Here is a 17072-nt window from a genome sequence, read left to right on the forward strand (position 1 = left end):
CCTGTCGTTTTGACAGTCTACTGCCATGACCTCGAAGACCGTTCACCTCGCCGTGTACGACACCCTCGCCGACTGGGAGACGGGGCACGCCACCGCGTGGCTCGCCCGCGCCGGATTCACCGTGCGGACCGTGGGCGTGGACGCCGGGAGGCCCGTCACCACGATCGCCGGGATCCGGATCGTGCCCGACGTCGCGCTGGACGAGCTGCGCCCCGAGGACAGCGCCCTGCTGATCCTCCCCGGGGCCGAGAAGTACGACGAGGGCGACGAGCTCGCCCCCTTCGCCGCCGTCGCTCGGGCCTTCCTCGACGCCGGGGTGCCGGTCGCCGCCATCTGCGGCGCGACCGCCGGACTGGCCCGCGAGGGCCTGCTCGACGACCGGGCCCACACCAGTGCCGCCTCCTTCTACCTCGCCGCGACCGGGTACGCGGGCGCGGAGCGGTACGTGGAGGCCGACGCCGTCACCGACGGGGACCTGATCACGGCGGGCCCGACCGAGCCGGTCGCCTTCGCCCGCGAGATCTTCGCCCGGCTCGGCGCGTACGAGGGGAAGCGGGACGCCTGGTTCCGGCTCTTCCACGACTCCGACCCGGCGGCCTTCGCCGAGCTGAACGGATGAGCGGCCGCGCCCGGCAGGACGCCCTGAGCCGGACCGCCCTCGGCGTCTTCCGGCTCAACGGCCAGTTCCTCGCCGTCTCCGAGAAGCTGGCCGAGCCCGCCGGCCTGACCGCCGCCTGGTGGCAGGTGCTCGGGGCGGTGCTGCCCGAGCCGCTGCCGGTGGCGGGGATCGCCCGGGTCATGGGCATCACCCGGCAGAGCGTCCAGCGGATCGCCGACCTGCTGGTCCGCGACGGCCTGGCCGTCTACGCCCCGAATCCGGCGCACCGCCGCGCCAAGCTGCTCGCCCCCACCGGGGCGGGCCGGGCCGCGATCGCCCGGATCGACCCGGGGCACGCGGAGCTGGCCGCCCGGCTGACGGCCGAACTCGGCGGCGTCGAGGCCTTCGAGGAGACCGTGCGGGTGCTGGAGCGGCTGTCGGCGGCGCTGGAGGCCGTCGAGGCGGCGGCCGACCGCGAGGGGTAGCCCTCCGGCCACCCGGGCGACCTATGCTGCGCGCCATGTACACGTCGGGTGGAAGTGCCGCCACCAGGGTCTGCGGGTGGGGGATGGTCGTCAGCGCGGGCGCGGCGGTGGGGTGTTCGCTGGCCGGGGTCTCGCCGTACCCGCCGCTGGTGTGGGAGGTGGCGCTCGCGGGGGCCTCGGCGCTCTTCGCCGTCGCCTGGGTGGCGGCCTCGTGCCGGAAGCCGGAGGAACCGGACCACTTCGGCGACCGGCCGCGCAAGCCCCGTACGCTCCGTGGGTCCGGCGGGCCCAACCCGGCACTGCCGTACGTCTTCGGCTTCGGGATCGCGCTGGCCACCGTCGCCGCGTTCCTGGTCGGCTTCACGCCGAGTACCGCCCGGGGGCAGTGGGAGGAGCGGATGCTGGCGGCCGGGTACGGGGAGTTCGAGGTGCCGGTCGTACGGGTCTCCGGCGAGCCGGAGTTCGTGCCCGAGAGCCAGGACAACAGCGCGTACCACCTCACCGACGTCGTGGTGCGGGTGCCCTTCGCAGCCGGGCCCCGCGAGGTCCTGGTGGAGGGGATGTACTCCGCGTCCGAGCCGCTCGCGCCGGGCGCGAAGGTGGCGGTGTACTACGCGCCGGGGCTCCCGGACGAGCCGGTGACCGAGCACGACCAGGTGGAGGAGGGCGCGCCGTTCCTCGGCTTCGAACTGGGCGTCTGGGTGTGGCCGTGGGTGATCATCGCCGGGGTGATCCTGAAGTCGCAGATGGAGGCGTCCGACCTGCACTGGCTGCGCCGCTTCCGACCGGTGGTCCATCTGCCCGCGCTCGGGATCCTGTTCGCCGGGCTCGTGCTGCTGCTGCCGATGGCGCTGGGGTTCCAGGTGGCGGGCTACGACCGACTGCCCGCCTTTATCGCCTCGCTCACCCCCGCGCTCGCCCTGACCTGGGTGGTCAGGGCGAGCTGAGGAGGGCGGTGCGGGATCAGCAGGAGAGGTTGGATCCGGCGGGGACGCCGAGGATCTGGGTGAACTGCTGGTACTTGGTGACGCGGCTCTGGACCTGGGCCGGGTTGCGGCCGTTGCACTCCAGGGCGCCGTTGATCGCCCAGATGGTCTGGCCGAAGCCGGCGCCGTTGACCATGGCGTTGTGGGCGGTCATGGTGCCGGGGCCGTTCTGGGTGTTCCAGTACCAGAGGCCCGTCATCATGGCGACGGCCGGGTCCTGCTCGACGCGCCAGGGGTTGTTCAGGAGGTCGATGCCGAGGGCGTCGCCCGCGGCCTTGTAGTTGAAGTTCCAGGAGAGCTGGATCGGGCCGCGGCCGTAGTAGGCGGCCTGGCCGGCCGGGCAGCCGTAGGGCTGGTTGGCGTCGCAGTAGTGGGGGTAGTTGGCGGTGTTCTGCTCGACGATGTAGTAGAGGCCGCCGGTCTCGTGGGAGACGTTGGCGAGGAAGGCCGCGGCCTCCTGCTTCTTCACGGTGTCGCTGCCGGTGCCCGCGAAGGCCGGGTACTTCTTGGCGGCGGCGACCAGGCCCGCGTACGTGTAGAAGGGGTTCCGGTTCGGGAACATCTGGTTGAACTGGGCCTCGGTGACGACGAACCCGGAGGGGTCGGGGGTGCCGCCGCCGCCCGTGCCGCAGGCGCCCTCGTCGCGCCAGACGTCGCTGGAGCCGGGACGCTCGTTCTGCGTCCACCACTTCGCGTACCAGTTGCGGCCGTTGTACGAGGCGGTCATGCCGCCGGTGTAGACCTGGCCCGAGTTCCAGGCGCCGACGCAGGCGGGGGCTGCTCCGGCGGTGGCGGGGAGCAGGACCGCGAGCCCGAGTGCCGTACAGAGGGCCGCGAACAGGGCGAGAAGACGTCGCATGCGCTGTCGTCCTTCCGGTGGGGGGAAGGACAGCGAAGCGATAATGGTCTGTACCTGTCAAGGTCTAGACCAGAAGTGGCGGGTTCGAGCCGGCGGCACGACTCCGCCCCTCCGCGCCGGGGGCACGAAGGGGCGGGCGTTGGGGGAGGGTTGGGAGCGGGCGCCGGGCGCCCGTCAGATCATCAGCACGATCCGGCCGGGCCGGTGACCCGCCTCCGCGCGCCGGTGCGCCTCCCCCGCCCCCTCCAGCGGCAGCACGTCGGCCACCCGGGTCGCGAGGCCGCCCGTGCCGACCAGCTCCAGGAGCTCCTTCAGCCGGGCCGCGTCCGGGCGGCCCTCCACCACGTCCACCCGGACGCCCCGCTCGGCCACCGGCACCCGCTCGCCGGTGGCGGAGACGAAGACCCCGTCGTCCTTGACCGCGGGCAGCAGCGGGTCGGCGATCAGGGCCGCGTCGAAGACGCCGTCCACCCGGTCCGGCGCGAAGCCCAGCACCCCGGTGATCACCTCCTCCGGCGCCCCGCGCGGCACCACCCCGTCGGCCCCCAGGAGCCGCAGCTCGTGCGCGTCGTCGGCGTCGCCGAGGGCGATCACCCGGTGGCCCGCCCGCGCCGCCAGCTGCACCGCGAACCGGCCCACCACCCCGCTCGCACCGGTGACCAGCAGCGTCGCGCCGTCCGGCAGCGCCATCAGGTCCAGCGCCTGGGCGGCGGTCAGCGCGGAGAGCGGCAGCGAGGCCGCCGCCGTGAAGTCCACCTCGTCCGGGATCGGGGCCAGCCACTCCGGCTCCGCCAGGATCGTCTCCGCGTACGTCCCCGCCCCGGCCCCCTCCGCCACCCAGGGCACGAAACCGGCCACCCGGGTGCCCGGAGGAAGGCCGGGCGCCGGGTCCACCAGGGTCCCGGCGAAGTCGTAGCCGAGCACGAAGGGCGGGGCCAGCGGGCCGAGCAGCGCCGCGAACCGGCCGGAGCGGATCTTGAGGTCCGCCTGGTTGACCCCGGCGGCCTTGAGCCGCACCCGGACCCGCCCCGGGGCGTCCGCCGGATCCGGCTCCGGGCGGCGCGCGGACCTGAGGACCTCGGGTCCGCCGTAGGCGGTCACTTCGACGACACGCATGGGGTTCCTCCTCCGGAAGGGCCCCCTCACGGTCATTACATCCACGCTCCTCCGACCCGGGCAACCCCGGCCGGGCCACCCGGACGACCCCCGCCGCGGCGGCCCCCGCACCGTCCTCCCGGCCGGCTGAACGAGCGGCGAACTCCGGGTGTCGGGCCGCTACGCCGCCCCCGGGCCCGCACACCCGTCCGTACCGTCCCGGCCATGGAGTCCCCATGGAGTGGATAACCGCCGAGAACGTGGTCGCCGTCGCCACCGCCCTGCTCGGCGTCCTCGTCTCGGTCGGCGCCGTCTGGATCGACCGCTTCAAGCCCCAGCGCAAGCGCCTCGGCTACCGCGTGCAGCTGAACACCCCGCTGCACAAGGAGGGCGACGACCAGGACGGCGGCGCGATGACCGTCCGGGCCGGCGAGGTGCTGGGCAGCGCCGCCGCAGGCGCCACCCTCGTCCTGCTCCGCATCGAGAACGACCGCGACCTCGCCATCGGCATCGACGACTACGGCGTCGCCCCCGCCGAGCACGCCCTCCGCATCACCTTCGGCACCCCCGCGGTGACCGTCCGGGGCGTCGTCGCCACCGTCCCCGCCGGCTGGAACGCCGTCCGCGACGACCTCGACGGCGCCCCCAAGCTCGGCCGCGAGGGCAACGCCGTCCTCGTCCCCCGGGTCGCCCTCGACCCCGGCCAGTACTACAAGCTGCTCGTCCAGCTGTCCGGCCCGGTCGCCGACCGCGACATCAAGGTGCACGGCACCGTCGCCGGCGGCTCGCTGCGCCGCAACCGCTCGACCACCCCCGACGACCAGACCGGCCGCTTCAGCACCGCCGCCCGCTCCGTCACCGTCGTCCTCACCGCCTGCGTGGTCGCGCTCGCCGCGATCATCGTCCGCGAGCGGACCCCGCCCCCGATCGGCTGCGCCCGCGGCAGCCTCACCGTCACCGGCTCCACCGCCTTCGCGCCGGTCGTCCGGGAGGTGGCGAAGGCCTACGAGAAGGACTGCGCGGGAGCCGTCGTCACCGTGGACGCCGACGGCTCCACCTCCGGCGTCCGCGACCTCGCCGAGGCGGGCGCGCGCACCGGGGGCTCCCCCGCCGTCATCGCCCTCTCCGACGGGCACGGTCCGGCCGGCCACCCGCGGCTGCGCGAGCACATGGTGGCCGTCTCCCTCTTCACCGTCGTCGCCCACGACGCCGTCCCGGTCCGGGACCTCACCCTGGACCAGGTCCGCGCCCTCTACCGCGGCGACGTCGCCCGCTGGAACCGGCTGACCGGCCCCGGCCTGCCCGCCGGCCTCCCCGACCTGCCCGTCCTCCTCGTCAGCCGGGACGCCAACTCCGGTACCAGGGAGGTCTTCCAGCGCCGGGTCCTCGGCCGCAACGAGCCCGCCGGCTCCTCCCGCGACTGCGCCACCGTCGACGACCCGGAGGCGAAGGTCGTCCGCTGCGAACTCGACTCCACCGACCAGGTCCTGGCCACCGTCGCCCGCCTCCCCGGGGCGATCGGCTACGCCGAACTCGGCGCCGTCGCCGCGGCGAAGGGCCTGCACCGCGTCGGCCTCGACGGCCGCGGCCCGGTCCTGGACGAGCTGGGCACGTCCCCGTACCCCTACCGGGAGATCGAGTACGCCTACACCTGGGGCGACCCGGCGAGCGACTCCCTCACCGCGAGCTTCCTCGCCTACCTCGCGCGGGGCCGGGGCCAGGACGTCGTGCGCGCCCGCGGGCACCTGCCGTGCGCGACCCCGCAGGGGCTGCGGATCTGCGGGGACGGCTGACACCGGACCGTGACCCGGAGCGGGCCCCGGCCCCTCCGCCCGGTCTGGCATCCTCTTGCCACGTGGAGCCATTGAACGCGGAAGACCCGGTCGTCATCGGCCCGTTCCGAATCGTCGGCCGGCTCGGGGTCGGCGGCATGGGCCGGGTGTTCCTCGCGCGTTCGGCCGGCGGGCGGACCGTCGCCGTCAAGGTGGTGCACGCCGAACTGGCCGCCCAGGACGAGTTCCGGCGGCGCTTCGCCCGCGAGGTCGAGGCGCTGGAGCGGGTCGGCGGCACCGGCACCGCGCCCGTCCTCGGCTCCGACACCACCGCCGCCGCCCCGTGGGTGGCGATCGGCTACGTCCCCGGCCCCTCGCTGCGGAACGTCGTCGGCGACGAGTACGGGCCGCTGCCGCCCGCGACCGTACGGGCGCTGGGCGCCGGCCTCGGCCGGGCCCTGGACCACATCCACCGGGCCGGGCTCGTCCACCGCGACCTCAAGCCGTCCAACGTGCTGCTGACCGTCGACGGGCCCCGGATCATCGACTTCGGCATCGCCAGGGCCGTCGACACCGTCACCGACGGCGGGCTCACCAGCACCGGCGCCGTCGTCGGCTCCCCCGGCTTCATGTCGCCCGAGCAGGTGCGCGGCGAGAAGGTGGGCCCCGCCTCCGACGTCTTCTGCCTGGGCTCGGTCCTCGCCTACGCGGCGACCGGCCGCTCCCCCTTCGGCACCTCCGACAGCGGCGTCCACGCGCTGATGTTCCGGATCGCCCACGACGAGCCCGACCTGACGGACGTGGCGCCCGCGCTGACCGGGCTGATCCGGGCCTGCCTCGCCAAGGACCCGGCGAACCGGCCGACCGCGGCCGAGATCGCCGAGACGCTGCCGGTCGCCGACCCCTGGCTGCCCGCCGACGTCCTGGCCCGCCTCGGCCGGCACGCGGCCCGGATCCTGGAGGCGGAGGGCGCGGAAGGCACCGGCGGGGCGGCGCACGCCCCCGACCGCACGGCGGGCGGCGCGGCGGCCGGCGACCCCACCGGGCCGACCGGGCCGGCCGGGGGCTCCCCGGCCGCCGCCCCGGCCCCGGAGGCGCCGCGCCCCCGCTCCCGCCGCCGGGTCCTGGCCGCCGCGCTCGCGACCGCCGCCGTCGCGGCCGCGGCGGGCGTCGGCTACGCCTTCTGGCCGCAGGGCGGACCGGGCGGCACCCCCGGCGACGGCAGGGGCACCGGCTCGTCCTCCGCCTCGTCCGCCACCGGCTCCCGCCCCGCCGGGGCCGTCCCCGCCGCCTTCCTCGGCGCCTGGGAGGGCGTCCTCCAGGGCACCCCCGAGAACCCCCGCGAGACCGTCCGCATCGAGCTGTCCCAGGGCCCGGCCGGCGCCAAGACCGCCGTGTACACCCACGTCGGCGACGGCCGCCTGTGCATGGGCCGCTCCCGGCTGGTCTCCGCCGACGAGGACAAGGTCGTCCTGGGCGAGTCGACCGTCACCACGAGCGTGCCCGCCCGGCGGTGCATGGCCGCCGCGCACCAGACCCTCACCCTGCGCTCCCCCGAGGTCCTCGAATGGACCTCGGGCGCCGCGAGGGCCACCTTCCACAAGGCCCGCACCGGCTCGGAGGTCCTCCCCGCGGAGTACCTCGGCCGCTGGCGGATGAAGCCCCTGGTCGAGGGTCCCGAGGCCGACCGCTACACCGACGAGGTGACCGTCGCCCAGGGCGCGGTCGGCGCCGCCGTCCTGCGCACCCTCAGCGCCTACCCGCGCACCGACGAGGAGGGCAACGCCCTCGCGGACGCCGTCAACTGCTCCTGGACCGCCATCCTGGCCACCACCACGCCCCCGTACGTCGTCGGCCCCCTGACCCCCGAACCCGGCGCCGACCCGGAATGCGTCCGCGACGACCTCGGCAGCTACCTGGTCCTCACCACGTACAAGGGCGAGAAGGTTTTCCAGGTCTACCCGATGACGGACACGGAACCGGCCGAATACCACCGCCCCGACTGACGGGCCCGCGCTCCGGACGCCTGTGCGAGGATCCGCGGGTGGACCAACTCCTGCCGGACGACCCCGCGTTCATAGGCCCCTATCGTCTCGTCGGCAGGCTCGGCGCGGGCGGGATGGGCGTGGTGTACCGCGCCGAGGCCGCCGGCGGACGGCCGCTGGCGGTGAAGCTCGTCCGGGCCGACGCGGCCAGGGACGCGGAGTTCCGGCGCCGCTTCGCCCGCGAGGTGCGGGCCGCCCGCCTCGTCGGCGGCGAGTGGACCGCGCGGGTCCTGGACTCGGACACCGAGGGGGAGGTGCCGTGGGTGGCCACCGAGTACGTCCCGGGACCGTCCCTGCGGGCCGCCGTCGAGGGCAGGCTCGGCCCGCTGCCCGCCGCGTCGGTGCTCGTCCTCGCGCACCGGCTCGCCCTGGCCCTGCGGGCGATCCACGGGGCCGGGCTGATCCACCGCGACCTCAAGCCCTCGAACATCCTGCTCACCGAGGGCGGCCCCCGGGTGATCGACTTCGGCATCGCCCGGCTCGCGGCGCTCTCCTCGGAGAGCGACCTCACCCGGACCGGCGTCCTGCTCGGCTCGCCGGAGTTCATGTCGCCGGAGCAGGTGCGGGGCCAGGAGGCCGCCGCGGCGAGCGACGTCTTCTCGCTGGGCGGGGTCCTCGCGTACGCCGCGACCGGCCGCGCCCCCTTCAGCGGCGGCGAACCCGGCGTCCACGGCCTGCTGTTCCGGGTGGCCTACGAGGAACCGGACGTGGCGGGCGTCCCGGAGGCGGTCGCGGAGCTGGTCCAGGAGTGCCTGGCGAAGGAGCCGGAGGCACGGCCGACGGTGGAGGCGGTCCTCTCCCGGACCGGCAAGGCCCTGGGCGGCAGCTGGCTGCCGCCCGAACTCCTCGCCCGGCTCGACGCGGACGCGGCGGACTTCCTCCGGACCCGGCCGCGCGGGGAGCCGGACCCCCGCCGGGAGCCGGACCCCCGCCCCTTCCTCCGTACCCGGCCGGCGGAGGCCGTCCGCCCGGGGCCGGACACCCCCGCGCCGGACGCCCTGAGGTCGGACACCCCCGCGGCGGGCACCGGCAGGACGGGCACCGGCGCGCCGGAACCGGCGCGGCCCGGAGGCGCGGGCCGGCCGCGGGTTTCCCGGCTCCCCGGCTCTCCCGGCGGCGGCTGACGGCGCTCCTCACGGCCGCGGCGGTCGGCGCCTTCACGTACTTCACGGGCGTTCCCGCGTCCCCGTGGCCGTCGGACGGCACGGAGGTGGCCGCCCCGTTCGCCGGGTCGTGGCTGCTGGACCGGAGCGTGGGGGTGGAGCCGTTCCTGGTGCGGTTCGACGTCACGAACTCCCTCACCGTGGGACGGCGGGCAGGGGGCTACGTCGCCGCGACCGCGGCGGGCGTCTGCCGCGGGGACGCGGTGCTGGCCGGCCGCACCCGAGACCGGATGGTCCTCGCGGAGTTCCGGGTGACGCACAGCACGCCCGGCGGCCTCTCGGCGCCGGAGTGCGGGCTTCCGGAGGAGTTCACCCTGGTCGGCCCGCTCCCGGGCGAGGGGGCGGGGATCGCCTGGCAGCAGGGGGACACGTTCGTCGGCCTGTCGCGCACCGCGTGGCCGACCGCCGAGATCCCGCCGGACTTCCTGGACGTCTGGACCTCGGGGAACGGCCTGGTGGTCACCTTCCGGCGGGGAGCGCCGGGCGACACCGTCGTCCGGTCCATCGTCGCGGACGCCGAGGGGCACTGCGAGTGGACGGCCGCGCTGCTGGCTGTCGACGGGCAGCGCCTGATCACCGCGCCCCCGCTCGTCGACCGGTCGGCCTCGGACGTCAGCTGCCTGCCCGAGTGGGTCGCCTGGAACTACCGCCTCGTGCCGGGCAGCGCACGGCGGCCCGCCCCCGCCCTCGTCCGCGAGTCGGAGACCACCGCGAAACGCGACCGCCTGCACCTCGTGGAGTGAGGCGCAGGCGGTCGCGGGGCCTACAGGAAGGAGTTGATCTCGATGGTCTCGGTGCGGCCGGGGCCGACGCCGATGGCGGAGATCGGGGCGCCGGACATCTCCTCCAGCGCCTTCACGTAGTTCTGCGCGTTCTTCGGGAGGTCCGCGAAGGTCTTGGCCTTCGTGATGTCCTCCGACCAGCCCGGCAGGGTCTCGTAGATCGGCTTCGCGTGGTGGAAGTCGGTCTGGGAGTACGGGAGCTCCTCGACGCGCTTGCCGTCGATCTCGTACGCCACGCAGACCGGGATCTCCTCCCAGCCGGTCAGGACGTCCAGCTTGGTGAGGAAGAAGTCGGTCAGGCCGTTGACGCGGGTGGCGTAGCGGGCGATGACCGCGTCGAACCAGCCGCAGCGGCGGTCGCGGCCGGTGGTGACGCCCCGCTCGCCGCCGATGCGGCGCAGCGCCTCGCCGTCCTCGTCGAAGAGCTCCGTCGGGAACGGGCCGGCGCCGACGCGGGTGGTGTAGGCCTTGAGGATGCCGATGACCCGGTTGATCTTCGTCGGGCCGACGCCCGCGCCGGTGCAGGCACCGCCGGCGGTCGGGTTCGAGGAGGTGACGAAGGGGTACGTGCCGTGGTCCACGTCCAGGAGGGTGCCCTGGCCGCCCTCGAAGAGGACGACCTTGCCCTCGTCGATGGCGTTGTTGAGGATCAGGGTCGTGTCGGCCACGAAGGGCTTGATCTGCTCCGCGTACTGGAGCATCTCCTCGACGATCCGGCCGGACTCGATGGCGCGGCGGTTGAAGACCTTGGCGAGGAGCTGGTTCTTCTGCTCCAGGGCCGCCTCGACCTTCTGCTCCAGGATCGACTCGTCGTAGAGGTCCTGGACCCGGATGCCGGTGCGGTTGATCTTGTCGGCGTAGGTGGGGCCGATGCCGCGCCCGGTGGTGCCGATCTTGCGCTTGCCGAGGAACCGTTCCGTCACCTTGTCGAGGGTGACGTTGTACGGGGTGATCAGATGGGCGTTGCCACTGATCAGGAGCTTCGACGTGTCCACGCCTCGCTCGTTCAGTCCGCTCAGCTCGGAGAGCAGGACCGCCGGGTCGACGACGACACCGTTCCCGATCACCGGGGTGCACCCCGGGGAGAGGATTCCGGAAGGGAGGAGGTGGAGCGCGTACTTCTGGTCGCCGACGACGACCGTGTGGCCGGCATTGTTGCCGCCCTGGTAACGCACCACGTAGTCCACGGATCCACCGAGCAGGTCGGTGGCCTTTCCCTTGCCCTCGTCACCCCACTGAGCACCGAGCAGCACAAGTGCGGGCACAGGCGTACACCCCTTCCGGGTGGGGCATGTCCAAGGTCAGGGGGCGTACGCCGCCTCACCGGTGTGCCCCGGAATAGACGAAGCCCCTGGCGCAATAGCGCAAGGGGCTCTTGCACAAAGATGCTACCCGAGGAAGGACCGAGGTGTCGGATCACGACCAGCTGCTGGTCATCGTCGACCCGGTCGCCCGCCGAAGTGACGGCGAGTCCGTGCGGATCGCGAAGGATGTGCTGTCCGCGGGCGCGGAGGCGAAGATCTGCCTGCCGGACTCCCCCGAGGAATTCTCCCGCGCCCTGTCCCGGCGCGGCTCCCGGCGCCCCGTCGTCCTCGGCGACGACCGGGCCCTGCTGCGCGCGGTGACCCTGCTGCACCGGGACCGGGCGCCGCTCGCCCTCGTCCCGATCGGCCCGCCGGACGCCCTGGAGACCGCGTACGGCCTCGGCGTGCCGCGCAGCGCGGTGGCCGCCGCCCGGACGGTCCTGGACGGGACGGTGCGGAGCCTGGACCTGCTGGTCGACGACAGCGGCGGGGTGGTCCTGGGCGGCCTGCGGGTGCCCGCCGTGCCGGTGCCCGCCGCCGGCACCGCCCCCTCCGTCTGGGGCACCTGCCGCTCCCTCGTGCGCACCCTGGTGCGGCCCGCCCCGCCGCACCCCGGCGTGCTGGTGCACCGGCTGCGGGTGGAGGCCGACGGGGTGCTGCTGGCCGACGTGGACGCGCCGGTGACGGCGGTGACGGCCCGCCCTGACGGCGGCGCCGGCACGGCGGAGGTGACCGTCCACCCGGCCGGTCCGGCCGCCGCCCCGCGCCGCGCCTCCGCCGGCGTCCTGACCGTCTCCGGACCCGACTTCCGCTACCGCGCCGACGGCCGCGTCGCCGGCCCGGTCCGCCGCCGGACCTGGACGGTCCGCCCGGACGGCTGGGGCCTGACGCTGCCGCGCGGCGCCGCCTGACACTGGCCCGGCGGCCCCTCCGGCGCTACCTTCGCCCCGGGGACACGGGGACACGGGGACACCGGGGGGGGCGAAGTGGCGCGTGCGCTGGATCTGCGGGAGACCGCCGGGGCGCTGGAGGCGTACCGGCGGTCGGGCGTCAGGAAGACGGCGGGCGGCGGGGTGCTCCTCGCGCTCTCCCTCGGCATCGCGTCGTCCGGGTCCGGGCCCGCCTGGCAGGAGGACCTGGTCGGCTGGCTCGCCGTCCTCGGCGTGACGGGCCTCGTCCTGGGCACGGTGAACCTGGCCTACGCGCGCCGCTTCCGGCGGGTGCTCGGCGCCGGGGCCTGGTCCGCCCACGCGGCCGTCCCGGTGGCCAGGTCCTGGACGTCGGAGGCCGTCGTGCTGTCCCACGGGCCGGGCGGGGACGAGCTGTGGCCGCTCGCGGTGGTCGCGACGCGCCCGCGCTGGGAGCCGTTGCGGCCGGCCCGGGGCGCGGTGATGTGGTGGTGCGGCGACCCGGCCGCCGGCGGGGTGCTCGCGCCGCCCGGCGGCGGGGCGCTGGTCTGGACGAGGCCGGTGCGCGGCCGGAAGGGGCGGCGCCGGCTGGTGGAGCGGGCGGCCGGGGAGGGCCTGGCCGGGATGCCGGTGCCGGTGCAGCCCCAGCCGGCCCCCGCTCCGGGAGCGGACCCGGGGGCTGCCCCGGGGGCGGCGCCCGGGCCGGTTCCCGGGCCGGAGGAGGAGCGGCGGAAGGAGCGGCTGCGGCTGCTGACCGGGCGCTGGCGGTGGCTGGTCGTGGCCTCCGCCCTCGTCCTCGCGCTCAGCTGGAGCTGGGCCGGCGCCGCCGAAACGGACCCGCAGGTCGACCTGACCGTGCTGAGCGAGGAGGCGGACGGCGGCTGCGTGGTCCGCTGGAAGGACCCGTGGGACGGGTCGGAGCGCTCCGGGCCCTTCCACTGCGACCCGACGCGCGATCCGCTGCTCGTCGGCACCTGGGAGAGCGCCTTCGTCGTCTCGTACGGGCCCTGGAAGGGCGACCTGTACGGGTACGACGCCGAGGGCGCGCGCCACGGCTCGCAGGCGCTGGGCGCGGTCGACACCATCGGCCTCGCCTCCGTCGGCGGCGTGCTCCTCGGCCTCGTCGCCGGCTGGGCGACCTTCTGGAACCGGTGGCACCGGCGCCGGCGCGCGGCCCGGGAGGCGCGGGAAGGGCGAGGGGGTCGGGCGGCGGCGTCCACGGCCCCTTCTACCGCCGGCCCGGCGGGGACCCCGCGCGCCGGGGCTCCGTCCGCCGGGGCGCCCTCCCTTCCGTCCTACGCGCGCCTCGCCGCGCAGGCCGAGCGGCAGGCCGTCCCGCAGCCGGGCCCGCCGCGCCCGGAGGCGGACGTCCGCGAGGCGCCCTGGTGGCGGGTGCGGAGCCTGCGGCGGTGGGCCGGGGTGCGGGGCCTCCTGCTGCTGCCGGCGTTCCTCGCGGGGGCGGTCGTGGCGGGTTTCGTCGTCCCGCCGGACCCGGCGTCGGCGATCCCGGCCGTCGCGGCGGGGGTCCTCCTCGCCGTGCTGCTCGTCCGCAACGCCTTCCGCTTCCTCACCGCCGGCCTGCCGGCCGTCCGGCTGGTGGTCCGCGCCGCCACCGCGCCCGTCCCGGTCGTCCGGCGCTACGCGCTGCTCCACGACCCCTACGGAGGCGGCCCGGTCCTGGTGCTCTTCCCCGGTCACGGCGGGGACGACGACCTGCCCGAGGGCGTGCTCGAACTGGCCGCGCCGGGGCCGCCGAAGCGGCCGTGGCGGGGGCTGCCGGCGGAGCCCACCGGCACCGTCGAGCTGCGCGGCTGGCTGGACCGGGCGGACGACGGGGACCCGTTCGTGGTCGCCTGGCACGAGGGGCGGGCGCTGTGGCCCGCCGCGCCCTACCGGGAGGCCGGCTCGGCGGAGGCGTCGGCGCTGCTCGGCCGGCTCGCCCCGCCGGTGGAGACGCCTGCGGAGGCGCCGCCGGAGGAGCCCTCGCCGGAGGGGCCCTCGCCGGAGGGGCTTCAGGAGGCGGGCGGCTCCTGAGCGGGGCCGTCGGCGGCCTTCCCCGCCTTCCGGTCACGCCAGCGGTCCATCAGGGTGAGCATCTCCTCCTGCATGAAGGCGAAGAAGTCGGCGGTCTCGGTGGTGCGGGCGCCGGCGGCGGTGTCGGGGCCGAGGGAGGCGGCGCCGTCGCGGAGGACCTTCTCCCAGCGGAGCAGGATCTGGTCGCGGCGGGTGAAGGTCTCGTACCAGATCTCGTTGTGGAGGACGTACCGCTCGCGCCGGGTGCCCGGTTCGCGTTCGCGGGCGACCATGCCGACCTGGGTGAGGTAGCGGATCGCGCCGGAGACGGCGGCGGGGCTGATCTTGAGCTGCTCGGCGAGTTCGGCCGAGGTCAGCGAGGCGGTCTCGGAGGCGAGCAGGGCGGCGAAGACCCGGGAGGCCATCCGCTGCATGCCCGCCTCGGTCAGCTCGCCCGCGAAGCGCTCCACGAAACGGGAGACGGCCTCCTCCTGTGCGGGGGTGCCTTCGGTGCTGGTCATGGGACGACTCTATACCGTCTCTTTTTACGATTCCTTAACTTCACAAATTTGTGAAATGAGCGTACGTTCCGAAGCATGACGAACGCCCTCAGCGTCACGGGACTCCACAAGTCCTTCGGCCGCACCCACGCCCTCGACGGACTCGACCTCACCGTCGCCACCGGCGAGGTCCACGGCTTCCTCGGCCCCAACGGCGCCGGGAAGTCCACCGCCATCCGCGTCCTCCTCGGACTGCTGCGCGCCGACTCCGGCGCCGTGGAGCTGCTCGGCGGCGACCCCTGGGCCGACGCCGTCGCCCTCCACCGGCGCCTGGCGTACGTCCCCGGCGACGTCACCCTCTGGCGGAACCTCTCCGGCGGCGAGGTCATCGACCTGTACGGGCGGCTGCGCGGCACCGGCCTCGACCGGGCCCGCCGCGCGGAGCTGATCGAGCGCTTCGAGCTCGACCCCACCAAGAAGGGCCGCACCTACTCCAAGGGCAACCGGCAGAAGGTCGCCCTCGTCGCCGCCTTCGCCTCCGACGCCGAACTCCTCGTCCTCGACGAGCCCACCAGCGGCCTCGACCCGCTGATGGAGGAGGTCTTCCAGGACTGCGTCCGCGAGGCCCGCGACCGGGGCCGGACCGTCCTGCTCTCCAGCCACATCCTCAGCGAGGTCGAGACCCTCTGCGACCGGGTCAGCATCGTCCGCAAGGGCCGCACGGTCGAGTCGGGTTCGCTCGCCCAGCTGCGCCACCTGACCCGCACCAGCGTCACCGCCGAACTCGCCGGCGCCCCCGAGGGCCTGGACCGCCTCACCGGCGTCCACGACCTGCACGTCGAGGGCCGCAGGGTCCGGCTCCAGGTCGACACCGACAAGCTCGACCCGGTCCTCGCCGCGCTCCTGGCCGCCGGCGTCCGCTCGCTCACCAGCACCCCGCCCACCCTGGAGGAGCTCTTCCTCCGCCACTACGCGGACACCGAGGTGGCGTCATGACCGCCCTCGCCGGCACCGGCACCCTCACCCGGCTCGCGCTCCGCCGCGACCGGCTGGCCCTCCCGCTGTGGGCCCTGGTCGCCGGCGGCCTCGTCGCCTCCGGCCCCGGCTCCCTCGGCGGCCTGTACGACACCGACGCCGCGCGCGCCGAACTCGCCGCCTCGATGACCGCCAACAGCTCGATGCGCTCGCTCTACGGGCCGGTCTTCTCCGACTCCCTCGGGGGCCTCGTCGCCTGGCGCTTCGGCACCTTCGCCGCCGTCCTCGCGGCCGTCGCGAGCCTGATCGTCGTCGTCCGGCACACCCGCGAGGAGGAGGAGTCGGGCCGTCAGGAGCTGCTCTCCGCCGGGGCGGTCGGCCGCCGCGCGCCGCTCACCTCCGCGCTGCTCGCCGCCCTGGCCCTCAACGCCGCCACCGCCCTGCTCGTCTTCGCCGGGCTCGCCGGCCAGGGCCCGGCCGGAGCGCTCGCGCTCGCCCTCGCCGTCGGCGGCACCGGCATGGTCTTCGCGACCGTCGCGGCGCTCGCCGCGCAGCTCACCGAGAGCGCCCGGCTCGCCAAGGGCATCGCGGGCGGCGCCCTCGGCCTCGCGTTCGCGCTGCGCGCGGCGGGCGACTCCGGGGACGCCTCCGGGGACTCCGTGCTCACCTGGCTCTCGCCCGTCGGCTGGGCCGAGAACGTCCGCGCCTACGCCGACGAGCGGTGGTGGGTGCCGCTGCTGATCGCCGCCGTCGTCGCCGCGCAGACCGCGCTCGCGTACGGACTCGCCGCCCGGCGCGACGTCGGCGCGTCCTTCCTCGCCACCCGTCCCGGACCCGCCACCGGACGGCTCGCCACCGCCGGGGCCCTCGCCCTGCGGCTCCAGCGCGGCGCCCTGGCCGGCTGGGGGGCCGGCTTCCTCCTCGGCGGGCTCGTCTTCGGCGGCATGGCCGAGGGGGCCGCGGACATCGTCGGCGACAACGACAAGGCCCGCGAGATCTTCGAACGGATGGGCGGCCAGACCGCCCTCACCGACGCCTTCCTCGCCACGATGGTCTCCCTCTTCGGCATGCTCGCCGCGCTGTACGCGGTCGGCGCGGTGCTCCGGGCGCACACCGAGGAGACCTCCGGGCGGGCGGAACCCCTGCTGGCGGGCTCCCTCGGCCGGCTCCGCTGGGCGGCGGGCCACCTGGTCCCCGCCTTCGGCGGCTCGGCCCTGATCCTCCTCGCGGCCGGCCTCGGCCTCTCCCTCGGCTTCGGCGGCTCGTACGGCCCCGTCCTCGGCGCCGCGCTCGCCCAGCTGCCCGCCGTCTGGACGCTCGCGGGCGTGGCGACCCTCCTGTGGGGCGCGGTGCCCCGGGCGGCGGGCGGCGGATGGGCGGCCGCCGGGCTCTGCCTGGCGCTCGGCTGGATCGGCCCGGCCCTGGACCTCCCCCGGGCGGTCCTGGACGTCTCCCCCTTCGCCCACCTGCCGAAGCTGCCGGGCCCGGAGACGACGTGGACGCCGCTCCTCGCCCTCACCGCGGTGGCGGCGGCCCTCACCGCGGCCGGCCTGGCGGGGCTGCGCCGCCGCGACCTCCGGGTCTGAC

The 17072-nt window shown here is 75.6% G+C and carries 15 protein-coding genes; 11 read left to right on the forward strand and 4 right to left on the reverse strand.

Annotated features, from left to right (window positions below):
* Positions 1-25: 25 nt before the first annotated feature.
* Genes ACFW6A_RS29745 through ACFW6A_RS29755 form a run of 3 tightly spaced genes read left to right on the forward strand, consistent with a single transcriptional unit; the run spans position 26 to position 2030 of the window.
* On the forward strand, positions 26-619 hold the full coding sequence (locus tag ACFW6A_RS29745) for a DJ-1/PfpI family protein (protein ID WP_351843859.1): 594 nt from the start codon (positions 26-28) through the stop codon (positions 617-619).
* The gene (locus tag ACFW6A_RS29750) at positions 616-1083 is read left to right on the forward strand and encodes a MarR family winged helix-turn-helix transcriptional regulator (protein ID WP_351843857.1); all 468 of its coding nucleotides are present in this window, start codon (positions 616-618) and stop codon (positions 1081-1083) included. The genes ACFW6A_RS29745 and ACFW6A_RS29750 overlap by 4 nt, the downstream gene beginning before the upstream one ends.
* Positions 1084-1118: 35 nt before the next feature.
* On the forward strand, positions 1119-2030 hold the full coding sequence (locus ACFW6A_RS29755; RefSeq protein WP_351843855.1) for a hypothetical protein: 912 nt from the start codon (positions 1119-1121) through the stop codon (positions 2028-2030).
* 16 nt (positions 2031-2046) lie between these two features.
* Here ACFW6A_RS29755 and ACFW6A_RS29760 read toward each other — a convergent pair whose 3' ends face one another.
* Both ACFW6A_RS29760 and ACFW6A_RS29765 read right to left on the reverse strand, forming a co-directional pair.
* Entirely contained in the window at positions 2047-2928 is an 882-nt protein-coding gene (locus ACFW6A_RS29760; protein ID WP_386644284.1) for a glycoside hydrolase family 19 protein, read from the reverse strand.
* 174 nt (positions 2929-3102) lie between these two features.
* Positions 3103-4044: an NADP-dependent oxidoreductase gene (locus tag ACFW6A_RS29765; RefSeq protein ID WP_351843850.1), complete on the reverse strand. Its 942-nt coding sequence runs from the start codon at positions 4042-4044 to the stop codon at positions 3103-3105.
* A gap of 215 nt (positions 4045-4259) precedes the next feature.
* On the opposite strand from ACFW6A_RS29765, the gene ACFW6A_RS29770 reads away from it, so the two are divergent.
* The 4 genes from ACFW6A_RS29770 to ACFW6A_RS29785 all read left to right on the forward strand — a co-directional run bounded on the left by ACFW6A_RS29770 (position 4260) and on the right by ACFW6A_RS29785 (position 9746).
* Positions 4260-5816 carry a PstS family phosphate ABC transporter substrate-binding protein gene (locus ACFW6A_RS29770; RefSeq protein WP_386644287.1) on the forward strand — a complete coding sequence of 519 codons (1557 nt, stop codon included), beginning with the start codon at positions 4260-4262 and terminating at the stop codon, positions 5814-5816.
* A gap of 62 nt (positions 5817-5878) precedes the next feature.
* Positions 5879-7801: a serine/threonine-protein kinase gene (locus ACFW6A_RS29775; protein WP_386644290.1), complete on the forward strand. Its 1923-nt coding sequence runs from the start codon at positions 5879-5881 to the stop codon at positions 7799-7801.
* 38 nt (positions 7802-7839) lie between these two features.
* Positions 7840-8964 (forward strand): serine/threonine-protein kinase, encoded by a 1125-nt coding sequence (locus ACFW6A_RS29780; protein WP_386644293.1) that lies wholly within the window; start codon positions 7840-7842, stop codon positions 8962-8964.
* Between the two features lie 86 nt (positions 8965-9050).
* The gene (locus ACFW6A_RS29785; RefSeq protein ID WP_386486152.1) at positions 9051-9746 is read left to right on the forward strand and encodes a hypothetical protein; all 696 of its coding nucleotides are present in this window, start codon (positions 9051-9053) and stop codon (positions 9744-9746) included.
* Positions 9747-9766: 20 nt separating this feature from the next.
* On the opposite strand, the gene ACFW6A_RS29790 is transcribed toward ACFW6A_RS29785, so the two are convergent.
* Positions 9767-11050 (reverse strand): adenylosuccinate synthase, encoded by a 1284-nt coding sequence (locus ACFW6A_RS29790; protein ID WP_351843842.1) that lies wholly within the window; start codon positions 11048-11050, stop codon positions 9767-9769.
* A 143-nt stretch (positions 11051-11193) separates the two neighbouring features.
* Here ACFW6A_RS29790 and ACFW6A_RS29795 point away from each other — a divergent pair, with 143 nt between their 5' ends.
* Both ACFW6A_RS29795 and ACFW6A_RS29800 read left to right on the forward strand, forming a co-directional pair.
* Positions 11194-12000 carry a diacylglycerol kinase gene (locus ACFW6A_RS29795; RefSeq protein ID WP_351843840.1) on the forward strand — a complete coding sequence of 269 codons (807 nt, stop codon included), beginning with the start codon at positions 11194-11196 and terminating at the stop codon, positions 11998-12000.
* A gap of 75 nt (positions 12001-12075) precedes the next feature.
* The gene (locus tag ACFW6A_RS29800; RefSeq protein WP_386644297.1) at positions 12076-14031 is read left to right on the forward strand and encodes a hypothetical protein; all 1956 of its coding nucleotides are present in this window, start codon (positions 12076-12078) and stop codon (positions 14029-14031) included.
* Here ACFW6A_RS29800 and ACFW6A_RS29805 read toward each other — a convergent pair.
* Positions 14010-14531, reverse strand: coding sequence for a MarR family transcriptional regulator (locus ACFW6A_RS29805; protein ID WP_351843835.1), 522 nt, complete (start codon positions 14529-14531; stop codon positions 14010-14012). The two genes, ACFW6A_RS29800 and ACFW6A_RS29805, sit on opposite strands and share 22 nt — an antisense overlap.
* A gap of 75 nt (positions 14532-14606) precedes the next feature.
* Here ACFW6A_RS29805 and ACFW6A_RS29810 point away from each other — a divergent pair, with 75 nt between their 5' ends.
* Together ACFW6A_RS29810 and ACFW6A_RS29815 are read left to right on the forward strand one after the other, a co-directional pair.
* Entirely contained in the window at positions 14607-15506 is a 900-nt protein-coding gene (locus tag ACFW6A_RS29810; protein ID WP_386644300.1) for an ATP-binding cassette domain-containing protein, read from the forward strand.
* Complete coding sequence (locus ACFW6A_RS29815; protein ID WP_386644303.1) at positions 15503-17071, forward strand: ABC transporter permease; 1569 nt, start codon at positions 15503-15505, stop codon at positions 17069-17071. Before ACFW6A_RS29810 ends, ACFW6A_RS29815 begins: the two co-directional genes overlap by 4 nt.
* The last annotated feature ends 1 nt before the right edge of the window (position 17072 follow it).

The organism is Streptomyces sp. NPDC058758, assembly GCF_042746075.1.
Lineage (GTDB): Bacteria > Actinomycetota > Actinomycetes > Streptomycetales > Streptomycetaceae > Streptomyces.